Here is a 21,892-nt window from a genome sequence, read left to right as displayed (position 1 = left end):
GCTCCTGTCAACCCTCCCCGTAATCGCGCTTCGGGAACCGGAGCGGCCCGCTTAACGTTTGGATGGTAATACCAAATTTGGCAGAGGAGAGCGCTCATGTTGAACCGGACAGCCGCCTTGTGCGGTGCGGCGGCCCTGTTGGCCGCCTCGTTTTCGGCACACGCCCAGGTAGCATCGCCAAACCAGGTCCCTGGTGCCCGGGGGGTTGCCGTCCCCGTCAACCAGGAGCCGCCGGAACGCACCCGGGAAAGGGCGCAGCCGACGCCGCCCGCGTTCACCTCGGTGGAACAGGGCTCCGACGCGGCGGAAACCTTCGAATGCAGGTCCCTGACGACCATGATGCGGGTTTCCATCGCCGATTGGGATCAGGCCGGCGCCTGGTTCGAACGTCCCTTCCAAAACAACTCGCCGACCGCCGATCAAACCGCCGCCCGTCAGCGTTGTCTCGACGTGATGACCACCCCGGTTGTCCAGTTCCAGGAGAACGTACCGGTCCGGCGTCCGGTCGACGAGGTGCCACGCCCCGGCATGTGATCGGCGCGGCACTCGTCGGGAACTCCGCCGGAGAGGTTGACGAGGGGCGCCGAGTACCGGGATTGGGCCTCAGCCAGGTTGTGGCGTGAGTGCGGCGGCAGATTGACGCAGTGCCTTAAAGTCTGCCATCGAAGGGAGGTTTTGGACAGATTGGTATAGTTTCACGCCCCCTCGCGGCAACTTTGTGCCACCGGAGCGCCCAAGCCGGAAATCATCGCGATGGCGGCTGAGTTGCGGCGTCAGGGTGGGGGACGGTGCCGGGATGGTGGGGCCAAGCCCCCCGGCGCGCCAGGATCAGCCGATCCGGCCCAGCGCCGGCAGGGTGTCGAGCAGCCATCCGGCGACCCTGGACAGCGAGCCCGACAGCATCAGCGCGCCGGTGCCGATCAGCGACGCGCCGATCACGGCTTCGATCACCGGCATCCGCCGGCGCAGTCTTTTGGCAAGGCGGAGGAACGGCCGGACCGCCAGGGCCGCCGCGAGGAAGGGGATGCCGATGCCGGCCGCGTAGACCGCGAGCAGTGCCGCACCCCGCGCGGGATCGCCTTCGCCACCGGCCACGAACAGGATGGCGGCCAGCACGGGGCCGACGCAGGGTGTCCAGCCCAGGGCGAAGGCGAGCTCGATCAGGTAGGCGCCGCCGAGCCGCTGCGGCGCGCTTCGGCTGCCCTGCCCGGTCGTCGCCCCGAAATGGAACCGCAGGTCGCGCTGGAGCGCCGCGACGCGGAAAACGCCAGCGCAGTGCAGCCCCAGGAGGATGATCAGGACGCCGGCGACCCGCGTCAGCGCCTCCAGGTTATCGGCCAGCAGGCGTCCCAGGCCGGAGGCAGAGGCCCCCAGCGCCACGAAGACGGTCGCGAAGCCCAGCACGAACGCCAGCGCCGCCGCGAACACGCGCCGGTCGGCCTTGGCGCCGGTCAGTTCGTCCAGCGAGACGCCGCCCAGGAAGCAGAGATAGGCCGGCGACCAGCGCGCCGGCCCATGTGATCTCGGGCACCATCCCGGTGGCGCCGGATGCTAGAGGCCGCTGACCTTGACCGTCTCGTTCTCGGGTATGTTGACGACCTGCCGGCGCTCGATGAAGCTTCGCACCAGATCGAACACCGGCGGCCCTTCGGTGCCCTCGTTGACCGAGGCCCAGCCGGCCACAGCGTAGCTGGCCGACGCGTCGATCGCCTTGCCCGTGCGGAGCAGGGTCATGGCGCCGATCCGCTGACCCATGGGCTTGGAGACGTCGATCGCGTAGCCAAGCCCGCCGACCGGCACCATGTCACCGCCTTGCTGGTAATAGGGGTTGGGATTGAACAGGTTGTCGGCGACATCCTCCAGGATGTCCCGAATCCGCACGCCGGTCATGGCCATATGGTAGGCCGCCGGGTAGGTGATCGCCGTCTGATTGTAGACATCGTCCATCGTGATGTCCTGACCCGGCAGCAGCGTGGCGCCCCAGCGGAACCCCGGCGACAACGAGATCTCCGCCTCCCGCCCCTCCATCAGGGCTTGGCAGATCAGCAGCTTGTCGATGTCGGCGTCGCTGTAGCCCTTGGCGATGCGGCCCATGACGGTCGAGCGCCGCGTCTTCGTCTTGTAGGCGATCATGCTGTCGACGAGATATTCAGGGGACAGGCTGGCGATCGTCGGGGTCGCGACGCCGATGCTGTTGCCGTCGGTTCCATGGCATGCCGCGCAAAAGACAGCCAGCAGTTCGGTCTCGAACTCCGCCCAAGCCGGCGCCGACCAGAGCGCCGCCGCGAGCAGGAGGGCTGGAGCCAGACTGCGGCTTGGAAGAGTGGGCCTGACGGGCATTTTCCTGGAACCTCCCTCTTCCGGTTCGTTCTTCCATGCCGCCATTTATATCAGAGGACTTTTATATAATGGATTTCGAATGTACCAAGACGCGCCAAACCGCCGAAGAAATGACCCAGATCAATTTCTTCGTGAGGAAACGAGCGGGGGATCGGCGTTCCGCGTAAGACCCGCCTAAGTCCCGACGCCATAGAACTCCAGCTGCCAGTTCATCTCGACCGCGCTCAGGGGATAGTCGAAGCCGTTGCGGGCGTTCAGCAGCATGCGGGGTGGGATGTTGCCGGCGCGCGACTGGAGCTGCATCGCGCAGCGCATGCTGAGGCCGGCGCGCCACGCCAGCGCCGTGATGCCCTTGGGGCTGCGCGCCTCGATGATGTCCTCGACCAGGGCCGGCGCGACGCCGCCCATCAACGCCAAGCCCAACTTGACGAACACCAGGTCGTTCCACGACAGCGCGTCGCTGATGGCGCTCTCGTCGAGCTGGCCGATGGCGAACAGCCGGCGGGCGCGCTGTTCCGGTGTCTCGCCGTCGGTCCTCTGGTCCAGGTAGTCGATCCGGCGGCGGGCGACGCTGACCACCTCGGCGGCGGTGTCGGCATCCAGGTCGCGGCGCTGGCGGAGGATGGTCAGCACGTGCTGGTCGACGAACTCGGCCAGCCGGACCGCGAGCCGCCCCGGCAGCTTCGGCCGCTTGGCCAGCGGCTCCCGCCAGCTGGGCCGGTCGACCGACTCCTCCACCATGCCCGCCAGCGCTCCCTCGGGGATCACGGCGCCATGGTTGTCGAGCAGCGCCGTCGAGGCGTCGACGTCGCCGGCCTCGTACAGGGCCTCGGACACGGTCGGGGAAACGCCGTCGCGCCGGGCGATGGCGCTCAGCACCCAATTCTTCGGCTGGCTGGCGATGATGCTCAGCAGGTCCTTGTCGGTCAGGGTCGCGCAATAGTGCAGGATCGGCTCCGCGACCTCCCGTTCGATGTCCCGCGCCAAGTGGAGGCACAGGTCGGGCGGCGCGCAGGCGATATCCTTGAGGCTGGTCGCCAGCGCCTGCCGGACGCCACCGGCCTGATCGCGCGCCAGTTGCTCCAATGTGCGGACCGTCAGCTGGAACAGCTGGCCTTGGGCTTCGCGCGACAGGTCGGGCAGCAGCCGGGCCAGCTTGCCGGCCAGCAGGCGGCGCACGCTCTCGTCGCTGTCGCGGGCCAGCACGGCGCTGGCCTGGATCGGCGCCGAGGGATTGGCGGCGACCTCGCGGCGAACCTCGACCTCCGGGTCGATCGCCAGATAGTAGAGCAGCTCGGGCCGGACATCGACGCGCGCAGCCACACTCGCGCGCGTGGCGGTGTCCTCGCTCCGGGCCATCAGCTTCGAGGTCTCGTAGTCGATGGGGCTGGCGGGCGGGCTGGCGGGCGGGGATGTGCTCTCTGGGTTCGGCACGGATCGGTCCTGGGCTGGCGGTCGCGCGGGTGTCACACCGTCACCCGGGCTTGCTCGACCCTTCCTTTATCCGCCAACAGGGTTTCCAGAAGGTGAATTATCGGCCGGTGGACAGGAAACCGTCAGAGCCCCACGGGAGGCGGCGGTTCCGGTTCGGGATTGGTGGCGGGGCTGAACTCGTGCTCGCGGCGCCGGCCGTCGAACTCGTCCAGCGCCCAGCGCACCGTCGGGAAGGCGATCCGGTCCCACGGGATCTCATCCCAGCGGAACAAGCCCACCTCCAGGCTCTCCGGACCGGGCGACACATCGGGCGAGCGCAGGCGGGCGCGGTAGATCAGCTGGACCTGGCTGATGCGCGGGATCTCGTAAACCGCCAGCAGGCAGTCGATCTCGATCCGTGCCCGCGCCTCCTCCCACGCCTCGCGGGCGGCGCCCTGGGCCGTCGTCTCGTTCAACTCCATATACCCGGCCGGCAGGGTCCACAATCCGAGCGCCGGCTCGATCGCCCTGCGGCACAGCAGGATGCGGTCCTCCCAGGAGGCGACCGATCCCACCACGATCTTCGGGTTCTCATAGTTGATGAAGCCGCAGTCCGGACAGACCAGACGATCGCGGTCGTCGCCCTCGGGGATCATCCGGACCGTTGGGCCTCTTGGCTTGGCGTGGTCCGAGTTGCGGTCGCTCTGAGAGGAATCGGTGGTCATCGCGGTACTGTGCCGCGGGCCGCCCGGGTCGGCAAGCGGAACGCGCCGCCGTCTGATCGGACAGCCTATTCGATCAGACGGAGATGTTGACGATGCGGCCGCGCGTCGCGCTCGGGTCCGTGACCGGGTTGTTCTCCGGCCCGGCGCCCGCCGCGACGCCGCCGGTCGGAGCGCCGCCACTTTGCTGTTCGTCCGGTGTCGCTTGGGGGCGGGTCGCGGTCGCCTGGGCCTGGCTCGCGTAGCCGGAGGCTGGACCGACGCCCGATGCTTGCACTTGCATGATGGAGTCCTCGACCTGCTGTGGCCGCTGGAAGGCTCGCGGTCGCCAGCCCGCCACGAATGAGAGGTATACCGGGAGAACTATACCCTGAACATGAGAGACAATGCCATAGCCATGCGATGGCGGCATCATGGCCCATCGGCGATCCGAGCATCGTTCGGCCCTAATTCTCCAGCGCCGCGGCGGATCCGAGCAAAGCATATAAAATACGACGAGATGCGATCGCGCTGGCATTCCTCGGCATGCCCGGTTTTTGTGATTAACACTTTGATAAGGAAGATTACGCATGCTCCACAAGCTGCGAAGTCCGCGGGAACGCGGCCGCAATCGCAGGACCGGCCGACCAGAAGGGTCGCGACGATGAAGTGTGTGGCAGTGATCATCAAGCGCTTACCGACCGAGACCAAGGCCAAGGCCTTGCCTCCCCAGTTCCAAGCGAGCCGCCAGCGCGGCGTCAGGGGGGGATGGCGATGACCGGAGGCGAGGTGGCGCGAGGGTTTGGAGCGGAAACGGGCGGCGGTACGATGGCGCATCTGGCCGATCTGTTCGATATGGCGCGGGATCGCAGTCAGACCGGACGGCGGGCCCTGGCCGACAAGGTCGGGGACTTTTATTTCTCGGAACATGATCTGACCGATCGTGAGCGCGACATCGTGGTCGACATCCTGCGGCAGGTGCTGCGCGACGCCGAGATGGACGTGCGCCGCGCCCTGTCGGAACGGCTGGCCTCCCACCCCGGGGCGCCGCGCGACCTGATCGTGATGCTGGCCAACGATCAGGTCGAGATCGCCGGTCCCATCCTGCTCCGCAGCGAGGTGCTGGAGGACGAGGACCTGATCGCCGTCGTCCAGGCCCACGCCGAGGCCCATCAACTCCTGATCGCCAGCCGGTCCAGGGTCAACCCTCCGGTCTGCGACGCCCTGATCGAAACCGGCAACATGCGGGTGGCGGAGACGCTGCTGGGCAACCTGAACGCCAGCCTGTCGGGCAAGGCGATGATCCGCCTGACCAGCGTGGCCCGACGCGTGCCGCCGTTGCGCCAGCCCCTGCTGGGCCGGCCGGAACTGACGCCCGAGCTGGCGACCCGGATCTACTGGCTGGTCTCGCAAGAACTGCGCCGGACCATCCTCGACCGTTTCAAGATCTCGAAGACGCAGCTCGACGCCGCCCTCCAAGCCACCGTCCAGGATCTGATCGACGGAACCCGGGGCCGCACCAGCCTGACCGCCGACCAGCTGGAAACGGTCGAACGTATGGCCGAGGCGGGCGCCATCACGCCGCAACTGCTGATCCAGACGCTGCGCCTGGGCCAGATCGACCTGTTCAAGGCCCTGTTCGGCCGGATCGCCGGGCTGAGTCCCGAATCCATGCACCAGTTGATAGCGGAGACCGGTGGCGAGGCGCTGACGCTGGCTTGCCGGGCGCTGCGGATCGACAAGGGCTTCTTCGCCTCGATCTTCCTGCTGAGCCGGGCGGCGCGGCCGGGGGAGCAGATCGTCGATCCCCGCGAGCTGTCGCGGGTGCTGGCCCTCTACGACCGCGTGACGCCGGAATCGGCCTTGCCGATCCTCCAGGGATGGCGCCAGAACGCGACCGGGATCCATCTGATGCCCCAGCGCCGCCGCGAGCGTCCCGACGCCTGACGGCGCGGCACGGCCGCCTGCGATACCCGGAGGGTCAGGAGTTCGTCGAGGGCACCCAGGGGATGCGGTCGAAGGTGATGCCCTCCTCCTTCAACTCCGACGACTCGGCTTCCGTCGCCTCGCCGTAGATCCCGCGCTTCTCGACCTCGCCGTAGTGGATCCGCCGCGCCTCCTCGGCGAAGCGGTCGCCGACATAGTCGCAGTTCTCCTCGACCTTGCGGCGCAGGTCCTTCAATTCCCGCAGCATCTCGGCCTTATGCTTGGCCGCCGGGTCACCAGCGTCCGATCGCGATTTGGCGATCCTGGGAGCCATCGGAGCCTTGACGATCTCCACGTCGCCGCAGATCGGGCAGGCGATCTCCCGCGCCGACGCCTGGGCCTCATAGGCGTCGCCGTTCCGGAACCACGCCTCGAAGACGTGACCGGTTCGGCATTTGAGATCGAACAGGATCATCGATCGCTACTCGTTCCGCTCCAAGGGGACGGCGACACCGCCATCGGTTCATTCATCGACGCAGCCTGTCATATATGCACGAATTGGTTAGGCCAAGATGAAAGCGCAAGCGGAGCATGCCATGACAACCAAATCACCATCCCCGGTTACCGCCGTCCCCTCGGCGTCCACGCCGTCCGCCTGGGTCACCCGCTTCGCGGGACTGGTGCCGCCCGAAGGTCGGGTGCTCGACGTCGCCTGCGGCGGCGGACGGCACACGCGGCTGTTCGCCGGCCTGGGACACCCGGTCACCGCGATCGACCGCGATCTGGCCGGCGTCGCCGACTTGGCCGGTTCATCCCGGCCGGACGGTTCCGGTATCGAACTGATCGAGGCGGACCTGCAGGACGGCAACCCCTGGCCGCTGGAACCCGACCGGCTGTTCGCCGGCGTCGTCGTGACCAACTACCTGCACCGCCCGCTGTTCCCGGCGCTGCTGGACCTCCTGGAACCGGGCGGCGTGCTGATCTACGAGACCTTCGCCTGGGGCAACGAGCGTTTCGGCAAGCCATCCTCGCCGGCCTTCCTGCTGGAACAGGGCGAGTTGCTCGACCGCGTGGTCGGCCGGCTCCAGGTCGTCGCCTTCGAGCAGGGTGTCGTCGACCAGCCCAAGCCCGCCGTGGTCCAGCGGCTCTGCGCCGTCGCCAGCGCGCTGCCCCACGCCCTGCCAGATCCAATCCCGAACCACACCAAATGAGCGTGCATTTCGTAAGCGAAACGATTACCCCTCACAGATGATGGAGCGAGACACCGTTGCGGTGCTGGTTTACGATTACTTGAGTGGAATGACGCCTCGCGATGCCTTGACCTGAGTTTCCCACGTACCCGTTACCCGCATGACGCTTTCGCCGCCTGGACATTGAATGGAAACTTTCTTTCAAGCCCTCATCGTGCCCGGTGACTTCCTGCCCCATGGACTATGTCTGACATGGCGGCCCGAACTGATCTGGACGCACCTGCTGTCGGACCTGCTGATCGGCGCCTCGTATTGCTCCATCCCAATCGGCTTGCTCTATTTCGTCTGGCGGCGTCAGGATCTGGCGTACAAATGGCTCTTCCTGATGTTCTGTGCCTTCATCCTGGCCTGTGGGGTGACGCACTTCATGGGCGCGTGGACGCTGTGGTATCCCGATTACGTGGCCCAGGGCGCCGTCAAGGCGTTCACCGCCGCGATCTCGGTGATGACCGCCGTCGTCCTATGGCCGCTGATCCCGCAGGCGCTGGCCCTGCCCAGCCCGGCCCAGCTGCGGGAGGCCAACGGGCGTCTGCACCAGCAGATCCTGGAGCGCCAGCGCGCCGAGCTGGAGATCCGCCGCATGAACGACGAGTTGGAGCGGCGGGCCACCGAACTGTCCGACGCCAACCGACGGCTGCGCGCCAGCGAGCTGCATTACTCCAGCATCTTCCACCATCTGGCCGAGGGCCTGTTCGTGGTCCGGATCGACGGCCCGGACGAGTTCCGCTTCGAGGCGCTGAACCCCAGCCATGAGCGGCAGACCGGGCTGGAGTCGTCGGAGATCGCCGGCAAGACACCGCACGAGCTTTTCCCGCCCGATCTGGCCGATCATCTGGTCGAGCGCTACCGCGCCTGCCGCGACGCCCGGCGGCCGATCCAATACGAGGAGACGCTGGACCTGCCGGCCGGTCGGCGGGTCTGGCAGACCAACCTGGCGCCCGTGCTCGATTCCGACGGCAATCCGACCAAGCTGCTGGGGACCTCCCGCGACATGACCGACCACCGCGCCCTGCAGGAGGAGTTGGCCCAGGCGTCCAAGCTGGCGACGCTCGGCACCATGGCGGCCGGCATCGCCCACGAGATGAGCCAGCCCTTGAACATCATCAAGATCACCGCCGACGACTGCTGCCTGATGATGGAGGAGGAAGGCGCCGAGGCCGATCCGCGCTATCTCAAGGACGGCCTGGACCTGATCGGGACCCAGGCGTCGCGCATGGGCGAGATCGTCGACCAGATGCGCTCGTTCAGCCGGCGCGACAGCCCGGAGGTCGTGCCGTTCGATCCGATCCAGCCGGTCCGGGGCGCCGTCGCCCTGCTGGAGCGCCACTACGGCTCCGAGGGCATCCAACTGACCCTCGACGCGCCGGCCACGGCCTCGACCGTGATGGGCAGGCCGGGGCGGCTGGAACAGGTGGTGGTCAATCTGTTGAGCAACGCCCACGATGCGATCACCGCCCGCCGCGCGGTCGATCCCAGCTTCGGCGGCGGCGCGATCCACGCCGCCGTCACGGAGGATCCGGCCGCCGGCCGGCTCAGCGTCATCATCAGCGACGACGGCACCGGCCTGCCGCCCGGAATGGCCGAGCGGATCTTCGACCCCTTCGTCACCACCAAGGAGGCGTCCAAGGGCCTTGGCCTGGGTTTGTCGATCTGCGTCAGCCTGATCGGCGCCATGGGTGGCAGGATCACCGCGGAAAACCTTGACCAGGGGGCCCGTTTCACCATATCGCTGCCGACCCGAGGCCAATCGTTCCCAGACTGGCCGCCCCCTGGGAACGGCGATGCCTGAGTCCGGAAACAATATCCCCAGCCACATTCCGGGTCACATCCTGGTCGCGGACGACGAGGCCATCGCGGTGATGGCCCTGGAGCGGTTCCTGAGCCGCAAGGGCTATCGCGTCAGCACCGCCGGCGATGGCAACCAGGCCCTGGAGATCCACCGGCGCGATCCGGCGGATGTGGTGGTGACCGACCTGCGCATGCCCCGCGCCGATGGCCACGGCCTGATCAGCGGGCTACGCGCCCTGGAGACCATTCCGGCAATCATCATCATGACCGGCTACATGTCACCGGAGGAGGAGGCCGCGATACCGCTGGGCGATCGGGTGGTGGTGATGCGGAAGCCGATCGAGGTCGACCGGCTGCTCGCCACCATCCAGGGCTTCACGGGTTAGGGAGGCGGGGGTCAGGCGGGCACGGGCCGCGGTTCGGGGCTGAGGTCGGGCTCCTTGATCACCCGGTCGTGCTTCAGCGACGGGACCTGCGCGCGGGCCTTGGCGACCTCCTCCAGGTCGAGGCGGGCCGTGACGAAACCCGGCTCCTCGCCGGCGTCGGCCAGGATCTCACCCCACGGGCTGACGATCAGGGAGTGGCCATAGGTCGTGCGGCCGCCGTCATGGGTGCCGCACTGGGCCGGCGCCACCACGAAACAGCCCGTCTCGATCGCGCGGGCGCGCAGCAGCACGTGCCAGTGCGCCTTGCCGGTCGGCACCGTGAAGGCCGACGGCACCGTCAGGATCGACGCGCCGGCCTGGGCCAGCATGCGGTGGAGATGGCCGAACCGCAGGTCGTAGCAGACGGTCATGCCGACGCCGCCCCAAGGCGTCCTCGCCATGACGGCCCGGTCGCCCGGCCGGAACGTCGCCGACTCGCGATAGCTCTCGCCGCGCGCCAGGTCGACGTCGAACATGTGGATCTTGTCGTAGCGCCCGGCGATCCCGCCGTCGGGCGAAAACAGCAGGCTGCGGTTCGCCAGCCGGTCCTCGTCGAGCTTGACCGCGAGCGAACCCGCCAGCAGCCAAGCCCCGGTTTTCCGCGCCATGTCCCTGAAGAAGGGGACCGCCGGATGGTCCGCTTCCGGCTGGGCGCGCCGCATGACGCGCGGACGGCCCAGCACCATCATGCTGACGTTCTCCGGTGTCGTGATGAGATCGGCCCCGGCGTCGCGCGCCCGCTGGATCAGGTCGCCGACGATCGGCAGGTTCGGCTCGATGTCGGGTCCGGCGTTGACCTGGACACAGGCGACGGTGAGCGAGCCGACGGGGAATGGGCTGACGGGCGTTGGAGCGGTCGGGGCCTCGGTCATCACGCCAGACCCAGCATGGCGTCGAGCTTGCCGGCGCGGTCGAGGGCGTGGATGTCGTCGCTGCCGCCGACCGGCTTGCCGTCGATGAAGATCTGCGGAACGCTGGTGCGGCCCTCGGCCAACTGCGTCATCTCGACCCGCTTGCGGGGGTGCATCATCACGTCGATCTCCTCGAACTGGACTCCCTTGTCGGTGAGCAGCTTCTTGGCCCTCGAGCAGTAGGGGCACCAGGGAGTGGTGTAGATGATGACTTCGGCCATGGACTTCGGCTCCGTTCTCGCGCTGTGCGCTGGATTGGCGTGCTGGATTGATTACCCGATGGTATGATCGCTTATATGGCCGATGCGGCCGTTTTCGCTAGGGAGCGCCCGCCCGAATCACGCGCGCCACGGTCAGGACATCGACCCGGCCGGCACCCGCGCGCAGCAGGACCCGGGCGCATTCCGCGACCGTCGCCCCCGTCGTCAGCACGTCGTCGATCAGCACCACCGGCTGTCCCCGGATGCGCTCGACCAGCGCCGGCCGGACATGGAAGGCGCCCCGGATGTTGCGTTGCCTACCGGCCCTGCCATAGGCGCCCTGCGGCGTCGTCCGCCGATGGCGCACCAGCAGGCCCTGGAGCACGGGCAGGCCGGCGCGCCGGCCCACATCCTGGGCCAGCAGGGCCGCCTGGTTGTAGCGGCGGCTGAACAGCTTCCAGCGGTGCAGCGGCACGGGAGCCACGATCACGCCGGGCGTCAGCAGTTCGGCCCCGGCGCGGACCAGCCAGCCGCCGAACGCCGAGGCGGCGTAGGTTTGGTCGGCGTGCTTGAATCCCACGATCATGCCCCGGCTGCCATCGTCATAGCTGAGCGCCGAGCGGGCGCGGGCATAGGGCGGAGATGAGCCGGCGCAGCGGGCGCAGATCGAGTCGTCGGAGGGATCGGTGCCGACGACCCCCTCGAACGGCTCGCCGCAGCAGGCGCACCAGGGTGGCGCCAGGAAGGTGAGGCCGCTCCAGCAGCGCGTGCAGAGCGTGCCCTGGCGATCGACCGACTCGGCGCAGGACAGGCAGCGCGGCGGCAGCACCACGTCGAGCGCCGCGCGCGCGAAGGATCCCAGGGTGGGGGCGAACCTGGAGACGACGGATGGGGTTGAAAGCGTCCATTTCATCTCGAACGATCGCACCCGCGCGCCGGCCCCGGCAAGGCACCCAATGCCGCACCCCATCCCTTGGCGCCATCCGCCATGTTGCCCCACGTGAGGGTGCGGCTATATAGGAACCATGGACGACAGCGACATCATGACCGTGTTCGACCGGAGGGCGGTGCGCCGCCACCGGGACCGCGCCGCCGCCGGCTTCGCCGGTTTCAATTTCCTGTTCGAGGAGGTCGCGGACCGCTTGGCGGACCGGCTGGACGATGTCGTCCGCGAGTTTCCCGTGGCGCTGGATCTGGGTTGCCACACGGGGGAACTCGGGCGAGTCCTGGTTGGCCGTGAGGGGGCTGGTCGCGAGGGGCTGGGCCGGAAGGGAATCGAGACGCTGGTCCAGTGCGACCTGTCGCCGGCGATGCTGGCGGGAGCCGGCGGGCTCCGGGTCGCGGGCGACGAGGAGTTGCTGCCCTTCGCCGACCACAGCTTCGATCTCGCGATCAGCAATCTCAGCCTCCATTGGGTCAACGACCTGCCGGGCGCCCTGCTCCAGCTGCGCCGCGCGCTGAAGCCGGATGGCATGTTCATCGGCGCGATGCTGGGCGGCGAAACCCTGTTCGAGCTGCGGCGCTGCCTGATGGAGGCGGAGATGGACCTGACCGGCGGCGTCAGCGCCCGGATCTCACCCTTCGCGGAGGTCAAGGATGCCGGCGGGCTGCTCCAGCGCGCCGGATTCTCGCTGCCGGTGGTGGACAGCGACACGCTGACCGTGACCTACGACAGCGCCTTCAAGCTGATGGCCGACTTGCGCGGCATGGGTGAGACGAACGCCGGGCTGAACCGCCGCAGGCAGCCGACTCCGCGCGCCCTGCTGATCGACGCGGCGCGGCGCTACGCCGAGCTTTATTCGGAACCCGACGGGCGCGTGGCCGCGACCTTCCAGGTGCTCTATCTGGCCGGCTGGGCGCCGCACGAGAGCCAGCAGAAGCCGCTGCGGCCCGGCACCGCGCAGGCCCGGCTGGCCGACGCGCTGAGGACGGAGGAGAAATCAGCCGGGGACAAGGCGGGGCGGTAACCCTGGGACGTGACCGCATGAGCGCTAATTTAAGATGAGCCGAGGTTTGACTTAGAGAATAAACCCTCCCTTTCCGTCATACCCGGACTTGATCCCATAAGCGCTACCTTAAGGATCCTCCCTCCCCTTTTCGTCATACCCGGACTTGATCCGGGTATCTGTCGGCTGAAACCGATGTGTTGGCATCAATCCGAAGAATATATTCACCATCCAATTTCCCGACAACAGATACCCGGATCAAGTCCGGGTATGACGCGAGGGGAGGATTGATGCCCTGAGTCGGGCCACGACTCACCCAAAGTTAGCGCTTATGGGACTTGATCCGGGTATCTGTCGGATGAAACCAATGTGGTGAAATCAACCGGGCGCCTATATTCCGCCACTTGGTCTCCCGAATACAGATACCCGGATCAAGTCCGGGTATGACGAGATGAGAGGATCGATGCCCTGAGTGAGCCCATCGACCTTCTTAGGTTGGCGCTGATGGGATCAAGTCCGGGCATGACGGAACGGAAAGCTTGGGTCTTGAATTAGCCTCTATGGGACTTGATCCGGGTATGACGTAAACGGGAGTTGGGGACCCTAAGTCAGCGGTTATGGGACGTGACCGTATCAGGCGGATGCAGTCGGTTCAGACGCCTTCGGCCATGTCGTAGATGCCATCCATGTCGGCGATCTGGATGCGGTTACCCTCCTGGAGGGAGATCGCCTGCGAGGTTTTGAGCTGGGTGAAGGTGCGGCTGACGGTTTCGGTCGTCAGGCCCAGATAGTCGGCGATATCGGCGCGGCTCATCGGCACGTGGACTGGGTTTTCCTTGTGGCCGCGGCGCGACTGGCGCTGCGACAGCATCAGCAGGAACGAACAGATCTTCTCCCGCGCCGTCTTGCGGCCCAGCAGCAGCATCTGGTCCTGCGCCGCCGCCAGCTCGTTCGACGCCATCGAGAACAGGCGCCGCTGCATCTTGGGGAACTCGTCGAGCAGGGCTTCCATCCTGCGGCGGGGAAAGCGACAGAGCGAGGTCGGCGTCACGGTTTCCGCCGAATAGGCGTAGCTCTCGTTCATGGCGAGGCCGAGGAAATCGCCGGTCACCAGGAAGCCGGTGATCTGCCGACGTCCATCGGGAAGCAGCTTGTAGAGCTTGACCGTCCCGGAGGTGACGTTGAACAGCGCGTCGGCCTGGTCACCCTCCGCGAAGATCGTCTGGTTGGCTTCGATCCGTTGCATCTGGACGATGTCGGCGAGCCGGCGGACCTCGTCCGCTTCGAGCGCGGCGCAGACCGTCAGCGTCCGAACCGGGCAGGCGCCGCAGGGCGTCGTGTCCACGGCGGAACTCTTGTCCCGCACCCTGCCCATGTCGAATGGAGGCATCCGAGTTCCCCCCGTCCTTCTGATTCACGATCCCATTCTGGTTATAAATTGGATTTTTCGCAAGATTGCAACACGCACGATTATAACCGCCACGATAAAACTTATTTTTGATCGTTTCGCGGACGGGCTGTCGCCTCCTCGTCGTCATCGAACAGGATGCGGTTCGCGGCGCCGTCGAGATCGTCAAACTGACCGGATTTCAGGCACCACAGGAAGCCCAGCAGCCCCAGCAGTCCCAATCCCACCGCCAGCGGAATGAGATAGATCAGCACGTCCATGGGCTTGCACCGGATTGGCCCGCCGGGCGAGACGGAGGGCGTTGATGATGACGATGAGCGACGACGACGACATCGCCAGCGCCGCGATCAGGGGAGTGACCAATCCGGCGACCGCGACCGGGATCGTCAGCAGGTTATACAGGAAAGTGATGGCGAAGTTCTGGCGAACCAGCCGATCCGACCGGCGCGCCACGTCCAGCGCCTCCAGGATCGGCGTCAGCTTGCGGCCTTGGAAGACGACGTCGGCGGCGGTCTGGCTGACATCGACCGCCGTCGCCGGCGACATCGAGACATGGGCCGCCGACAGTGCTGGCGCGTCGTTGAGCCCGTCGCCGACCATCAGCACTGTGACGCCGGACCGGGCGAGGTCGCCCAGGCACGCGGCCTTGTCGGCCGGAGACTGCGCCGCGCGCCATTCCGCGATGCCGAGCCGGGCGGCGCAGGACGCCACGACGGGCCGCCGGTCGCCGGACAGCAGCAGTACCCGCTTGCCGTCCCTGAGCAGCGCCGACACGACGGCGGCGGCGTCCGACCGCAAGGTGTCGCCGAAAGTGAGTTGGAGGGGTTCGAGACCGGGTTGGACCAGCCACATCTCGGGATCGCCCGACGACTCGTCGGCCACATCCGACTTGGTATCCGGCACGCCGGTGAAGCGCCGGCTGCCCAGCCGGACCTCCCCGTCGGGACCATCCAGAGCGAGGCCGGCGCCGGGGAACTCGCGCACTGCCTCCGCGACCGGCACTCCCGGCACGGCGCGGCACAGGGCGCGCGCCAGCGGGTGGCGGCTGGCGCCGGCCAGCGAGGCGGCGAGCCGCAACCGCTCGGCCGGCAGGACGGACGATCGGTTCAATTCCGGCCTGCCCTCCGTCAGGGTGCCGGTCTTGTCGAACACGACGGTATCGACGGTGGTCAGCCGCTCCAGCGCGGTGGCGGATTTCAGCAGGATACCCTGGCGCATCAGCCGGCCGCTGGCGATCACCTGGACGACGGGAACCGCCAGCGCCAGCGCGCAAGGGCATGTGATGATCAGCACGGCGATGGCGTTGAGCAGCGCCGGCTGCCACGCGCTGCCGCCGATCAGGACCCAGCCCAGGAAAGTCGCCAGCGCGGTCAGGTGGACCACCGGAGCGTAGGCCCGCGACACCCGGTCGGCCAGGGCCACGTGGCGCGCCCTGCCCTGCTCGGAGACCTCCATCAGCCGGACGATCTCGGCGAGCAGGGTGCCCTCGCCGACGGCGGTGACGGTCAGGCGCAGCGGAGCGGTCAGATTGAGGGTTCCGGCGAAGACCTGATCGCCCGGCCGGGCGGCGCCGGGCACGCTCTCGCCGGTGATCAGGCCGGTGTCGATGTCGGAAACGCCTTCCGTGACTCGGCCGTCGACCGGAATGCGTTCCCCGGCGGCGACCAGCACGGTCATTCCGGTGGCGACCCGTTCCGGCCGGACGACGCTGGGAGCCCCGCTGGCGTCGAGCACGGTGATCGCGGACGCTCCCAGCGACAGCAGGTGTTCGGCGGCGGAACGCGCCCGGCCCCGCGCGCGCAGGTCGAGATAGCGCCCGATCAGCAGGAAGAACAGCAGCGTGACCGCGCTGTCGAAGTAGGCGTTCTCGGCCCCCCGGATCGTCTCGACCAAGCTCATGCCGGTCGCCAGCGTCACGCCGATCGAGATCGGCACGTCCATGTTGGTGCGCCGGGCCGATAGCGCCGTCCAGGCCGACTTCAGGAACGGCCGGGCGGCGTAGAGGATCGCGGGCATGGCGATCAGGGCGGAGACCCAATGCATCAGGTCGCGGGTCGCCGGTCCCATGCCCTGGTTGTGACCCGCCCATATCGCGACCGACAGCAGCATGACATTGGCGGCGGCGAAGCCCGAGACGCCCAAGGCGCGCAGCAGCTCGCGCTCCCGTCCAATGTCGCCCGCCTCCAGCTTGGCGGGATCGAACGGCACCAGCCGGTAGCCCAGCTTGGTGACGGCGCCAGCCACGGTGGAGGCGTCGGCCAATGCCGCGTCCCAGGTGACGGTCAGGCGGCGCGTGGTCATGTTGAGCCGGGCGCGGATCACACCGGGCTGGCGGCGCAGCACCGTTTCGATCAGCCAGACGCAGGCGGCGCAGTGCAGGCCATCGACCATCAGGTGCAGGCTGGTCCGCCCTTCGGCGTCGGTCACGGCGTGGGCCGAAAAATCGGCGCGGGCCAGATCCTCGTCGGGACGGGGCGGCCGCGCGTCGGGATCGATGCGGCGGCGGGCGTAGTAGCCGTCGAGCCCGAGGCCCTGGATCAGGGCGTGGGCGGCCTCGCATCCGGAACAGCAGAAGCGGCCGTCCCCGCTTGGGATCTCTTGGCCAGCCGGATCCTGACCGCCCAATTGTTGGCCACAGTGAAGGCAAACGGTATCGTTGCTCATGTCGAGGATGTCACCCCTTGACCACGACGCGCCGGACTTCCTGATAGTCTCCCTTGGGGTGGTCGGCGGTGATCCGGAGATCCCATTGCCCGGGCAGCGGCAGCGCGAAGGACGCGGTGTAGCGGCCCTGCCCCAGATGGGTCAGATCGACCGTGAAGTCGTGCCCCTCGCTGGTGGGCCGGACCAATTCGGCGGTCACATGCGCGCCGGTCAGGGCCGTGCCTTCGCGGTCGCGGAGTTCGACGGTGACACCGGCGTCGGCGAGCGTCGTGGCCTGGAAGTCGATACCCACCTTCCAGCCGCGCTCCCTCTGATGGCGGGCGCCCTCGATCGCGACGTTGTAGGCGGTGCCGCGTTGCCAATAATGCTGCGTCTCCAGCCCCGTCCAGGTCGACATGGCGAAATACGCCATGGTGCCGTTGACGCCGACGGTGACGAGGAAGAACGCGACGAAGATCCAGGGATACCACCATCCCGGCGCCCGCTTCCGCTCGGGGGCCCGCTGGGGCGAAGATCCGGTCGCGGCGCCGAGGGTTTGGGCATGTCGCTGGTCTAGGTTGGTCACGGTGCTCATGGCGTCCTTGTGACGGTTTGCCGATCGGGTGCCGGGGATTGGCCGGTCACTTGTCCGGCCCGATGAAGACGGAGTTGTAGTTCGCCTTGTCCGAGGTCCGCTTGTCGGTCAGCGTGAAGGTGACCGGGGTTGACGTCGCCTTGAGCGCGTCCGGATGGGTCCTGACATAGATGCGGTAGGTCGCCACCGTGTCGGGCTTGGCGGTCAATTCGATCCGCTCGAGCCGTTCCTCCTGGCCGATCACCGACAGCGTGGCGTCAGGCACTCCCGTCAATTGGAGGCTGTAGTCCTTGGCGTAACGCGTCATGTTGGAGATCTTGAAGGTATAGCCGTTCCGGATGTCGCCATCCGACAAGGCGACGAACAGCGGCGCCCGGTCGCGCAGCACGCTGATGTCCAGCTGGGGACGGAAGATCAGGCCGGCCGCCATCAATCCCATCAGCACCACGATGATCAGGCCGTAGATGATGGTGCGCGGCCGGATCAGCTTGACCCTGGTCTTCTCGCCGCAGGAGCGGGCGACCTGATTGTTGTGGGTGTCGAAGGTGACGAGGTTCAGCGGACGGTCGATCTTCGCCATGATATCGTTGCAGGCGTCGACGCACAGGCCGCAGCCGATGCACTCCATCTGCAGGCCGTCGCGGATGTCGATGCCGGTCGGGCAGACATGGACGCAGGCCTTGCAGTCGATGCAGTCGCCCCGGCCCTCCCAGGACTGGTCCTTGCGCTTGGCGCCCCGCGGCTCGCCCCGCCAGCCCTCGTAGGTGACGATCAGGCTGTCCTCGTCGATCATGGCGCTTTGGAAGCGCGGCCACGGGCACATATAGGTGCAGACCTGCTCCCGCGCCCAGCCGCCCAGCAGATAGGTGCTGCCGGTCAGGAAGCTGATGAAGAACAGCGACTGGCTGTCGAGGTCGAGCCGCAGGAGGCTGGAGACCAGGGTCGGCGCGTCGGTGAAGTACATCGCCCAGGCGCCGCCGGTCAGGAAGGCGATGACCAGCCAAGCCGAGTGCTTGGAGACCTTCTTGAGCAGCTTCTGTCCGGTCCAGGGCGCCTTGTCCAGGCGGATGCGCTCCGACCGGTCGCCCTCGATCTTGCGCTCGACCCACATGTACAGGTCGGTCCAGACGGTCTGGGGGCAGGCGTAACCGCACCAGATCCGGCCCGCCAGCGATGTCGCCAGGAACAGCCCAACGGCGGCCATGATCAGCAGGCCGGTCAGGTAATAGATCTCCTGCGGCCAAATCTCGATGAAGAAGAAGTACAGGCGTGGGCCGCTCATGTCGACCAGGACCGCTTGGTCCGGCGCGGTCGGTCCCCGGTCCCACCGGATCCAAGGGACGATGTAGTAGATGCCGAGCAGGACGACGACGGCCGCCCATTTGAGGTTTCGGAACTTGCCGGTGACCGATCGGGGATAGACTTTCTCACGCTCCTTGAAGAGCGACTTGGGAGCCTGCTCCTCCGCGGTGCCGTGGGTTTGGGTCGTCGTGCTCATTCCGTATGCCTCGGGGTCTGCGTAATCATCTCCGCCGGCGCGGGGGCCGCGGATGACATCGGCACTCTGCGCCGCCCCCGCCCCCCTCGGCATTGCGATACATCAAAGCCCGGCGGGGATATTCCGTAGCTCTCAGGGAGATGTGGGCGCCTCGGCCCACCACCCCCTCCGGAATCGACCCACTCCCCCTTTGAAGCCTACCTGCCTTCCCACACCGGCGGGCGCTTCGCCAGAAAGGCGTCGATGCCCTCCTCCGCGTCACGGGCCAGCATGTTCCTGGTCATGACGTCGCTGGCATAGGCGTAGGCGTCGTCCAGGGTCATCTCCAGCTGGCGGTAAAAGGCCTCCTTGCCGATCGCCAGGGTCAGCGGCGACTTGGACGCGATCTGGGTGGCGAGACCAAGGACGGTCGCGTCCAGATCGGCCTCCGGGACGATCTGATTGACCAGCCCGAACATAACGGCGTCACCGCCGCCGATCATGTCGCCGGTCAGCAGCATCTCCATCGCGTGCTTGCGCCCGACGGCGCGCGACAAGGCCACCATCGGCGTCGAACAGAACAAGCCGATGTTGACCCCCGGCGTCGCGAAGCGGGTGTTGTCCGCCGCGATCGCGAGGTCGCAGGTCGCGACCAGCTGGCATCCAGCCGCCGTGGCGATGCCATGGACGCGGGCGATCACCGGCTGGCGCAGGCGGGTGATCGTCAGCATCAGGCGGGAGCATTGCCGGAACAGCGCTTGGTAGATCTCCTGTCCGGGATTGGCGCGGATCTCCTTGAGGTCGTGCCCGGCGCAGAACGCCGGGCCGGCGCCGGCCAGCACCACCACCTTGATGGCGGGATCGGCGCCGATGTCCTCGAGTTCCTCGGTCAGCAGGGTCATCAGCTCCATGGAGAGCGCGTTGCGCGCCGCCGGCCGGTTCAGCGTCAGCGTCACCACGCCGTCGGCGACCTCGCGCAGCAGGATCGGCTCGGCGGTGGTTCCGGTGGGCTGGGCTGTCATGATGGCGTTCTCCCGGTGTCGTTATCCATTGAGCGTGACGCGCATGGGAAACCATGCGACACCAGGATTCAAGCCCGGCCTTTGAACAAAGACATGACGATGGGGAACGACCATGGGTCCATTGGAGAGTGACTCGGCGATCGCGGCGGCGGAACTGGAGACCTTGATCCGCGAGGGCGTGCCGCTGGTCGGCAGCTATGGCGTCGTGGTGGAAAGTGTCGGCGCCGGAACGATCCGGCTGCGGATGCCATACCGCGAGGATTTCGTGCGGCCCGGCGGCACCGTCACGGGGCCAGCATTGTTCGGACTGGCCGACGTGGCGCTCTACGGCGCTGTGCTCAGCCTGATCGGCCGGGTCGAACTGGCGGTCACAACCAGCATGACGATCAACTTCCTGCGCAGGCCCGGACAGCGCGCCGTGATCGCGGAGGCGCGGGTGCTCAAGCTGGGCAAGCGGCTGGCCTATGGCGACATCCTGCTCTATTCCGAGGGCGAGGATGATCCGGTCGCCCATGTGACCGGCACCTACAGCATCCCGCCCGACCGGAAGCCGGTGACGATGCTGGCCTGATCCCGCCATGAACGGGAACGAAATCGCGGTATCCGGATACCCGTGCGTGAAACCATTGGAAATTTCCGTTTTCCCACAAGGGGTTAACTGTCGCGGTATCATGATACCGCAGCGCTAAATCACTGCTATCACGACGCTTTTGCGGTTGACTCCCAGCACTCGCCCCCGTAGAACACCGGCCAACTTCGGCACGGGAGTCCCGCTCTCATGCCGTAACCGGTATTTCTTGAGAGAGTGGCAATGAAGACCCTGTCCCTGAAGCCGTCCGAAGTCGAGAAGAAGTGGTTCATCATCGACGCGGAAGGCCTCGTACTTGGCCGTATGGCCAGCATCATCGCGAACATCCTGCGCGGCAAGCATAAGCCGTTCTACACCCCGCACGTGGATTGTGGCGACAACATCATCGTCATCAACGCCGAGAAGGTCCGCCTGACCGGCAACAAGCGCAATGACGACATGTTCTACTGGCACACCGGCTATCCCGGCGGCATCAAGGGCCGTTCCAAGGGACAGATCCTGGATGGCAAGTATCCGGAGCGGGTGGTCATCAAGGCCGTCGAGCGCATGGTTCCGCGCGGTCCGCTGGGCCGCAAGCAGATGGGCAACCTGAAGGTCTATGGTGGCGGCGCCCATCCGCATGAAGCCCAGCAGCCGGAGGTGCTGGACGTCGGCGCCATGAACCCGAAGAACAAGAGGATCGCATAACCATGGCGCAGGTCACCACCACCCTTGCCGATCTGAAGAACCTGACCGGCGGCGCCTCCTCCTCGGTCACGGCTGTTTCCGCCGAAGCGGCGGCTCCCGAGCCGAAGATCGACGCGCAGGGCCGGGCCTATGCCACCGGCAAGCGCAAGAACGCGGTCGCCCGCGTCTGGATCAAGCCGGGTAGCGGCAAGGTCGTCGTCAACGGCCGCGACATCGGCGTCTATTTCGCCCGTCCCGTGCTGCGCATGCTGCTGAACCAGCCGTTCGAGATCGTCGCCCGCATCGACCAGTACGACGTGATGTGCACCGTCGCCGGCGGCGGCTTGTCCGGTCAGGCCGGTGCCGTCCGTCACGGCATCTCCAAGGCGCTGACCTACTACGAGCCGGCCCTCCGGTCGCCCTTGAAGGCCGCCGGCTTCCTGACCCGCGACGCCCGCGTCGTCGAGCGTAAGAAGTATGGCCGCGCCAAGGCCCGCCGTAGCTTCCAGTTCTCGAAGCGCTGATCGGCACCAAGGCTCGCATTTTCGGTTATACTGCGGCAGGGCGTCCCGATCGGGGCGCCCTGTTCGTT

General features: G+C 67.1%; 24 protein-coding genes. 9 read left to right on the top strand and 15 right to left on the bottom strand.

What is annotated here, in order from left to right; translation table 11 throughout:
* Nucleotides 1–96 precede the first annotated feature (96 nt).
* Nucleotides 97–534: a hypothetical protein gene (locus N825_RS38635; protein ID WP_157618941.1), complete on the top strand. Its 438-nt coding sequence runs from the start codon at nt 97–99 to the stop codon at nt 532–534.
* 294 nt (nt 535–828) lie between these two features.
* Here N825_RS38635 and N825_RS02550 read toward each other — a convergent pair whose 3' ends face one another.
* The 5 genes from N825_RS02550 to N825_RS02530 form a co-directional block, all read right to left on the bottom strand.
* Nucleotides 829–1,428 (bottom strand): cytochrome c biogenesis CcdA family protein, encoded by a 600-nt coding sequence (locus N825_RS02550; protein WP_483852540.1) that lies wholly within the window; start codon nt 1,426–1,428, stop codon nt 829–831.
* A 123-nt stretch (nt 1,429–1,551) separates the two neighbouring features.
* Nucleotides 1,552–2,340 (bottom strand): 5'-nucleotidase C-terminal domain-containing protein, encoded by a 789-nt coding sequence (locus N825_RS02545; protein WP_037446198.1) that lies wholly within the window; start codon nt 2,338–2,340, stop codon nt 1,552–1,554.
* A gap of 174 nt (nt 2,341–2,514) precedes the next feature.
* A complete protein-coding gene (locus tag N825_RS02540) occupies nt 2,515–3,774 on the bottom strand; it encodes a DUF2336 domain-containing protein (RefSeq protein ID WP_037446196.1) in 1,260 nt (419 codons plus the stop codon).
* A 122-nt stretch (nt 3,775–3,896) separates the two neighbouring features.
* Nucleotides 3,897–4,478: an NUDIX hydrolase gene (locus N825_RS02535; RefSeq protein WP_037446194.1), complete on the bottom strand. Its 582-nt coding sequence runs from the start codon at nt 4,476–4,478 to the stop codon at nt 3,897–3,899.
* A gap of 73 nt (nt 4,479–4,551) precedes the next feature.
* Nucleotides 4,552–4,758: a hypothetical protein gene (locus N825_RS02530; RefSeq protein WP_157618940.1), complete on the bottom strand. Its 207-nt coding sequence runs from the start codon at nt 4,756–4,758 to the stop codon at nt 4,552–4,554.
* Nucleotides 4,759–5,222: 464 nt separating this feature from the next.
* Here N825_RS02530 and N825_RS02525 point away from each other — a divergent pair, with 464 nt between their 5' ends.
* The gene (locus tag N825_RS02525; protein ID WP_037446189.1) at nt 5,223–6,401 is read left to right on the top strand and encodes a DUF2336 domain-containing protein; all 1,179 of its coding nucleotides are present in this window, start codon (nt 5,223–5,225) and stop codon (nt 6,399–6,401) included.
* Between the two features lie 34 nt (nt 6,402–6,435).
* Here the strand turns inward: N825_RS02525 and N825_RS02520 are convergent, their stop codons facing one another.
* On the bottom strand, nt 6,436–6,855 hold the full coding sequence (locus N825_RS02520) for a DUF1178 family protein (RefSeq protein ID WP_037446187.1): 420 nt from the start codon (nt 6,853–6,855) through the stop codon (nt 6,436–6,438).
* Between the two features lie 121 nt (nt 6,856–6,976).
* Between N825_RS02520 and N825_RS02515 the strand changes: the two genes are divergently transcribed.
* From N825_RS02515 to N825_RS02505, 3 genes are all read left to right on the top strand, one after another.
* Nucleotides 6,977–7,591 carry a class I SAM-dependent methyltransferase gene (locus N825_RS02515; protein WP_037446646.1) on the top strand — a complete coding sequence of 205 codons (615 nt, stop codon included), beginning with the start codon at nt 6,977–6,979 and terminating at the stop codon, nt 7,589–7,591.
* Between the two features lie 166 nt (nt 7,592–7,757).
* Nucleotides 7,758–9,419 carry a PAS domain-containing sensor histidine kinase gene (locus N825_RS02510; protein ID WP_037446185.1) on the top strand — a complete coding sequence of 554 codons (1,662 nt, stop codon included), beginning with the start codon at nt 7,758–7,760 and terminating at the stop codon, nt 9,417–9,419.
* Nucleotides 9,412–9,804, top strand: coding sequence for a response regulator (locus N825_RS02505; RefSeq protein ID WP_051511430.1), 393 nt, complete (start codon nt 9,412–9,414; stop codon nt 9,802–9,804). Before N825_RS02510 ends, N825_RS02505 begins: the two co-directional genes overlap by 8 nt.
* Before the next feature lie 11 nt (nt 9,805–9,815).
* On the opposite strand, the gene N825_RS02500 is transcribed toward N825_RS02505, so the two are convergent.
* From N825_RS02500 to N825_RS02490, 3 genes are all read right to left on the bottom strand, one after another.
* Complete coding sequence (locus N825_RS02500; protein ID WP_051511429.1) at nt 9,816–10,715, bottom strand: carbon-nitrogen hydrolase family protein; 900 nt, start codon at nt 10,713–10,715, stop codon at nt 9,816–9,818.
* Nucleotides 10,715–10,975 (bottom strand): glutaredoxin 3, encoded by a 261-nt coding sequence (gene grxC, locus N825_RS02495; RefSeq protein WP_037446183.1) that lies wholly within the window; start codon nt 10,973–10,975, stop codon nt 10,715–10,717. Before grxC ends, N825_RS02500 begins: the two co-directional genes overlap by 1 nt.
* Before the next feature lie 97 nt (nt 10,976–11,072).
* Nucleotides 11,073–11,867, bottom strand: coding sequence for a ComF family protein (locus N825_RS02490; RefSeq protein WP_245612976.1), 795 nt, complete (start codon nt 11,865–11,867; stop codon nt 11,073–11,075).
* Between the two features lie 112 nt (nt 11,868–11,979).
* Between N825_RS02490 and N825_RS02485 the strand changes: the two genes are divergently transcribed.
* The gene (locus tag N825_RS02485; protein ID WP_037446181.1) at nt 11,980–12,921 is read left to right on the top strand and encodes a methyltransferase domain-containing protein; all 942 of its coding nucleotides are present in this window, start codon (nt 11,980–11,982) and stop codon (nt 12,919–12,921) included.
* Between the two features lie 631 nt (nt 12,922–13,552).
* Here N825_RS02485 and N825_RS02480 read toward each other — a convergent pair.
* The 6 genes from N825_RS02480 to N825_RS02460 all read right to left on the bottom strand — a co-directional run bounded on the left by N825_RS02480 (nt 13,553) and on the right by N825_RS02460 (nt 20,045).
* Complete coding sequence (locus tag N825_RS02480; RefSeq protein ID WP_037446179.1) at nt 13,553–14,290, bottom strand: Crp/Fnr family transcriptional regulator; 738 nt, start codon at nt 14,288–14,290, stop codon at nt 13,553–13,555.
* Nucleotides 14,291–14,391: 101 nt separating this feature from the next.
* Entirely contained in the window at nt 14,392–14,535 is a 144-nt protein-coding gene (ccoS, locus tag N825_RS40205) for a cbb3-type cytochrome oxidase assembly protein CcoS (RefSeq protein ID WP_245612984.1), read from the bottom strand.
* Entirely contained in the window at nt 14,474–16,972 is a 2,499-nt protein-coding gene (locus N825_RS02475; protein ID WP_037446177.1) for a heavy metal translocating P-type ATPase, read from the bottom strand. Before N825_RS02475 ends, ccoS begins: the two co-directional genes overlap by 62 nt.
* Nucleotides 16,973–16,982: 10 nt before the next feature.
* The gene (locus N825_RS02470; protein WP_051511428.1) at nt 16,983–17,546 is read right to left on the bottom strand and encodes a FixH family protein; all 564 of its coding nucleotides are present in this window, start codon (nt 17,544–17,546) and stop codon (nt 16,983–16,985) included.
* Between the two features lie 46 nt (nt 17,547–17,592).
* Nucleotides 17,593–19,044, bottom strand: coding sequence for a cytochrome c oxidase accessory protein CcoG (gene ccoG / locus N825_RS02465; RefSeq protein ID WP_037446175.1), 1,452 nt, complete (start codon nt 19,042–19,044; stop codon nt 17,593–17,595).
* Nucleotides 19,045–19,241: 197 nt separating this feature from the next.
* Nucleotides 19,242–20,045, bottom strand: coding sequence for an enoyl-CoA hydratase (locus tag N825_RS02460; protein ID WP_037446173.1), 804 nt, complete (start codon nt 20,043–20,045; stop codon nt 19,242–19,244).
* 112 nt (nt 20,046–20,157) lie between these two features.
* On the opposite strand from N825_RS02460, the gene N825_RS02455 reads away from it, so the two are divergent.
* From N825_RS02455 to rpsI, 3 genes are all read left to right on the top strand, one after another.
* Nucleotides 20,158–20,616, top strand: a complete 459-nt coding sequence (locus N825_RS02455; RefSeq protein ID WP_037446171.1) for a PaaI family thioesterase — start codon at nt 20,158–20,160, stop codon at nt 20,614–20,616.
* Nucleotides 20,617–20,856: 240 nt separating this feature from the next.
* A complete protein-coding gene (gene rplM / locus N825_RS02450; protein WP_037446169.1) occupies nt 20,857–21,321 on the top strand; it encodes a 50S ribosomal protein L13 in 465 nt (154 codons plus the stop codon).
* Between the two features lie 2 nt (nt 21,322–21,323).
* The gene (rpsI, locus tag N825_RS02445) at nt 21,324–21,824 is read left to right on the top strand and encodes a 30S ribosomal protein S9 (protein WP_037446167.1); all 501 of its coding nucleotides are present in this window, start codon (nt 21,324–21,326) and stop codon (nt 21,822–21,824) included.
* Nucleotides 21,825–21,892 lie beyond the last annotated feature (68 nt).

This window comes from Skermanella stibiiresistens SB22 (assembly GCF_000576635.1).
In the GTDB taxonomy this organism is placed as follows: Bacteria; Pseudomonadota; Alphaproteobacteria; order Azospirillales; family Azospirillaceae; genus Skermanella; species Skermanella stibiiresistens.
This window is presented reverse-complemented; position numbering and strand designations above follow the sequence as displayed.

Coding starts and splice junctions, on each gene's coding strand:
- N825_RS02490 (WP_245612976.1), bottom strand. CDS start 11,867: ATGAAATGGACGCTTTCAACCCCATCCGTCGTCTCCAGGTTCGCCCCC.
- N825_RS02525 (WP_037446189.1), top strand. CDS start 5,223: ATGGCGATGACCGGAGGCGAGGTGGCGCGAGGGTTTGGAGCGGAAACG.
- N825_RS38635 (WP_157618941.1), top strand. CDS start 97: ATGTTGAACCGGACAGCCGCCTTGTGCGGTGCGGCGGCCCTGTTGGCC.
- N825_RS02455 (WP_037446171.1), top strand. CDS start 20,158: ATGGGTCCATTGGAGAGTGACTCGGCGATCGCGGCGGCGGAACTGGAG.
- N825_RS02545 (WP_037446198.1), bottom strand. CDS start 2,340: ATGCCCGTCAGGCCCACTCTTCCAAGCCGCAGTCTGGCTCCAGCCCTC.
- N825_RS02500 (WP_051511429.1), bottom strand. CDS start 10,715: ATGACCGAGGCCCCGACCGCTCCAACGCCCGTCAGCCCATTCCCCGTC.
- rpsI (WP_037446167.1), top strand. CDS start 21,324: ATGGCGCAGGTCACCACCACCCTTGCCGATCTGAAGAACCTGACCGGC.
- N825_RS02510 (WP_037446185.1), top strand. CDS start 7,758: ATGGAAACTTTCTTTCAAGCCCTCATCGTGCCCGGTGACTTCCTGCCC.
- N825_RS02505 (WP_051511430.1), top strand. CDS start 9,412: ATGCCTGAGTCCGGAAACAATATCCCCAGCCACATTCCGGGTCACATC.
- ccoG (WP_037446175.1), bottom strand. CDS start 19,044: ATGAGCACGACGACCCAAACCCACGGCACCGCGGAGGAGCAGGCTCCC.
- N825_RS02460 (WP_037446173.1), bottom strand. CDS start 20,045: ATGACAGCCCAGCCCACCGGAACCACCGCCGAGCCGATCCTGCTGCGC.
- grxC (WP_037446183.1), bottom strand. CDS start 10,975: ATGGCCGAAGTCATCATCTACACCACTCCCTGGTGCCCCTACTGCTCG.
- N825_RS02470 (WP_051511428.1), bottom strand. CDS start 17,546: ATGAGCACCGTGACCAACCTAGACCAGCGACATGCCCAAACCCTCGGC.
- N825_RS02480 (WP_037446179.1), bottom strand. CDS start 14,290: ATGCCTCCATTCGACATGGGCAGGGTGCGGGACAAGAGTTCCGCCGTG.
- N825_RS02485 (WP_037446181.1), top strand. CDS start 11,980: ATGGACGACAGCGACATCATGACCGTGTTCGACCGGAGGGCGGTGCGC.
- rplM (WP_037446169.1), top strand. CDS start 20,857: ATGAAGACCCTGTCCCTGAAGCCGTCCGAAGTCGAGAAGAAGTGGTTC.
- N825_RS02520 (WP_037446187.1), bottom strand. CDS start 6,855: ATGATCCTGTTCGATCTCAAATGCCGAACCGGTCACGTCTTCGAGGCG.
- N825_RS02535 (WP_037446194.1), bottom strand. CDS start 4,478: ATGACCACCGATTCCTCTCAGAGCGACCGCAACTCGGACCACGCCAAG.
- N825_RS02475 (WP_037446177.1), bottom strand. CDS start 16,972: ATGAGCAACGATACCGTTTGCCTTCACTGTGGCCAACAATTGGGCGGT.
- N825_RS02515 (WP_037446646.1), top strand. CDS start 6,977: ATGACAACCAAATCACCATCCCCGGTTACCGCCGTCCCCTCGGCGTCC.
- N825_RS02530 (WP_157618940.1), bottom strand. CDS start 4,758: ATGCAAGTGCAAGCATCGGGCGTCGGTCCAGCCTCCGGCTACGCGAGC.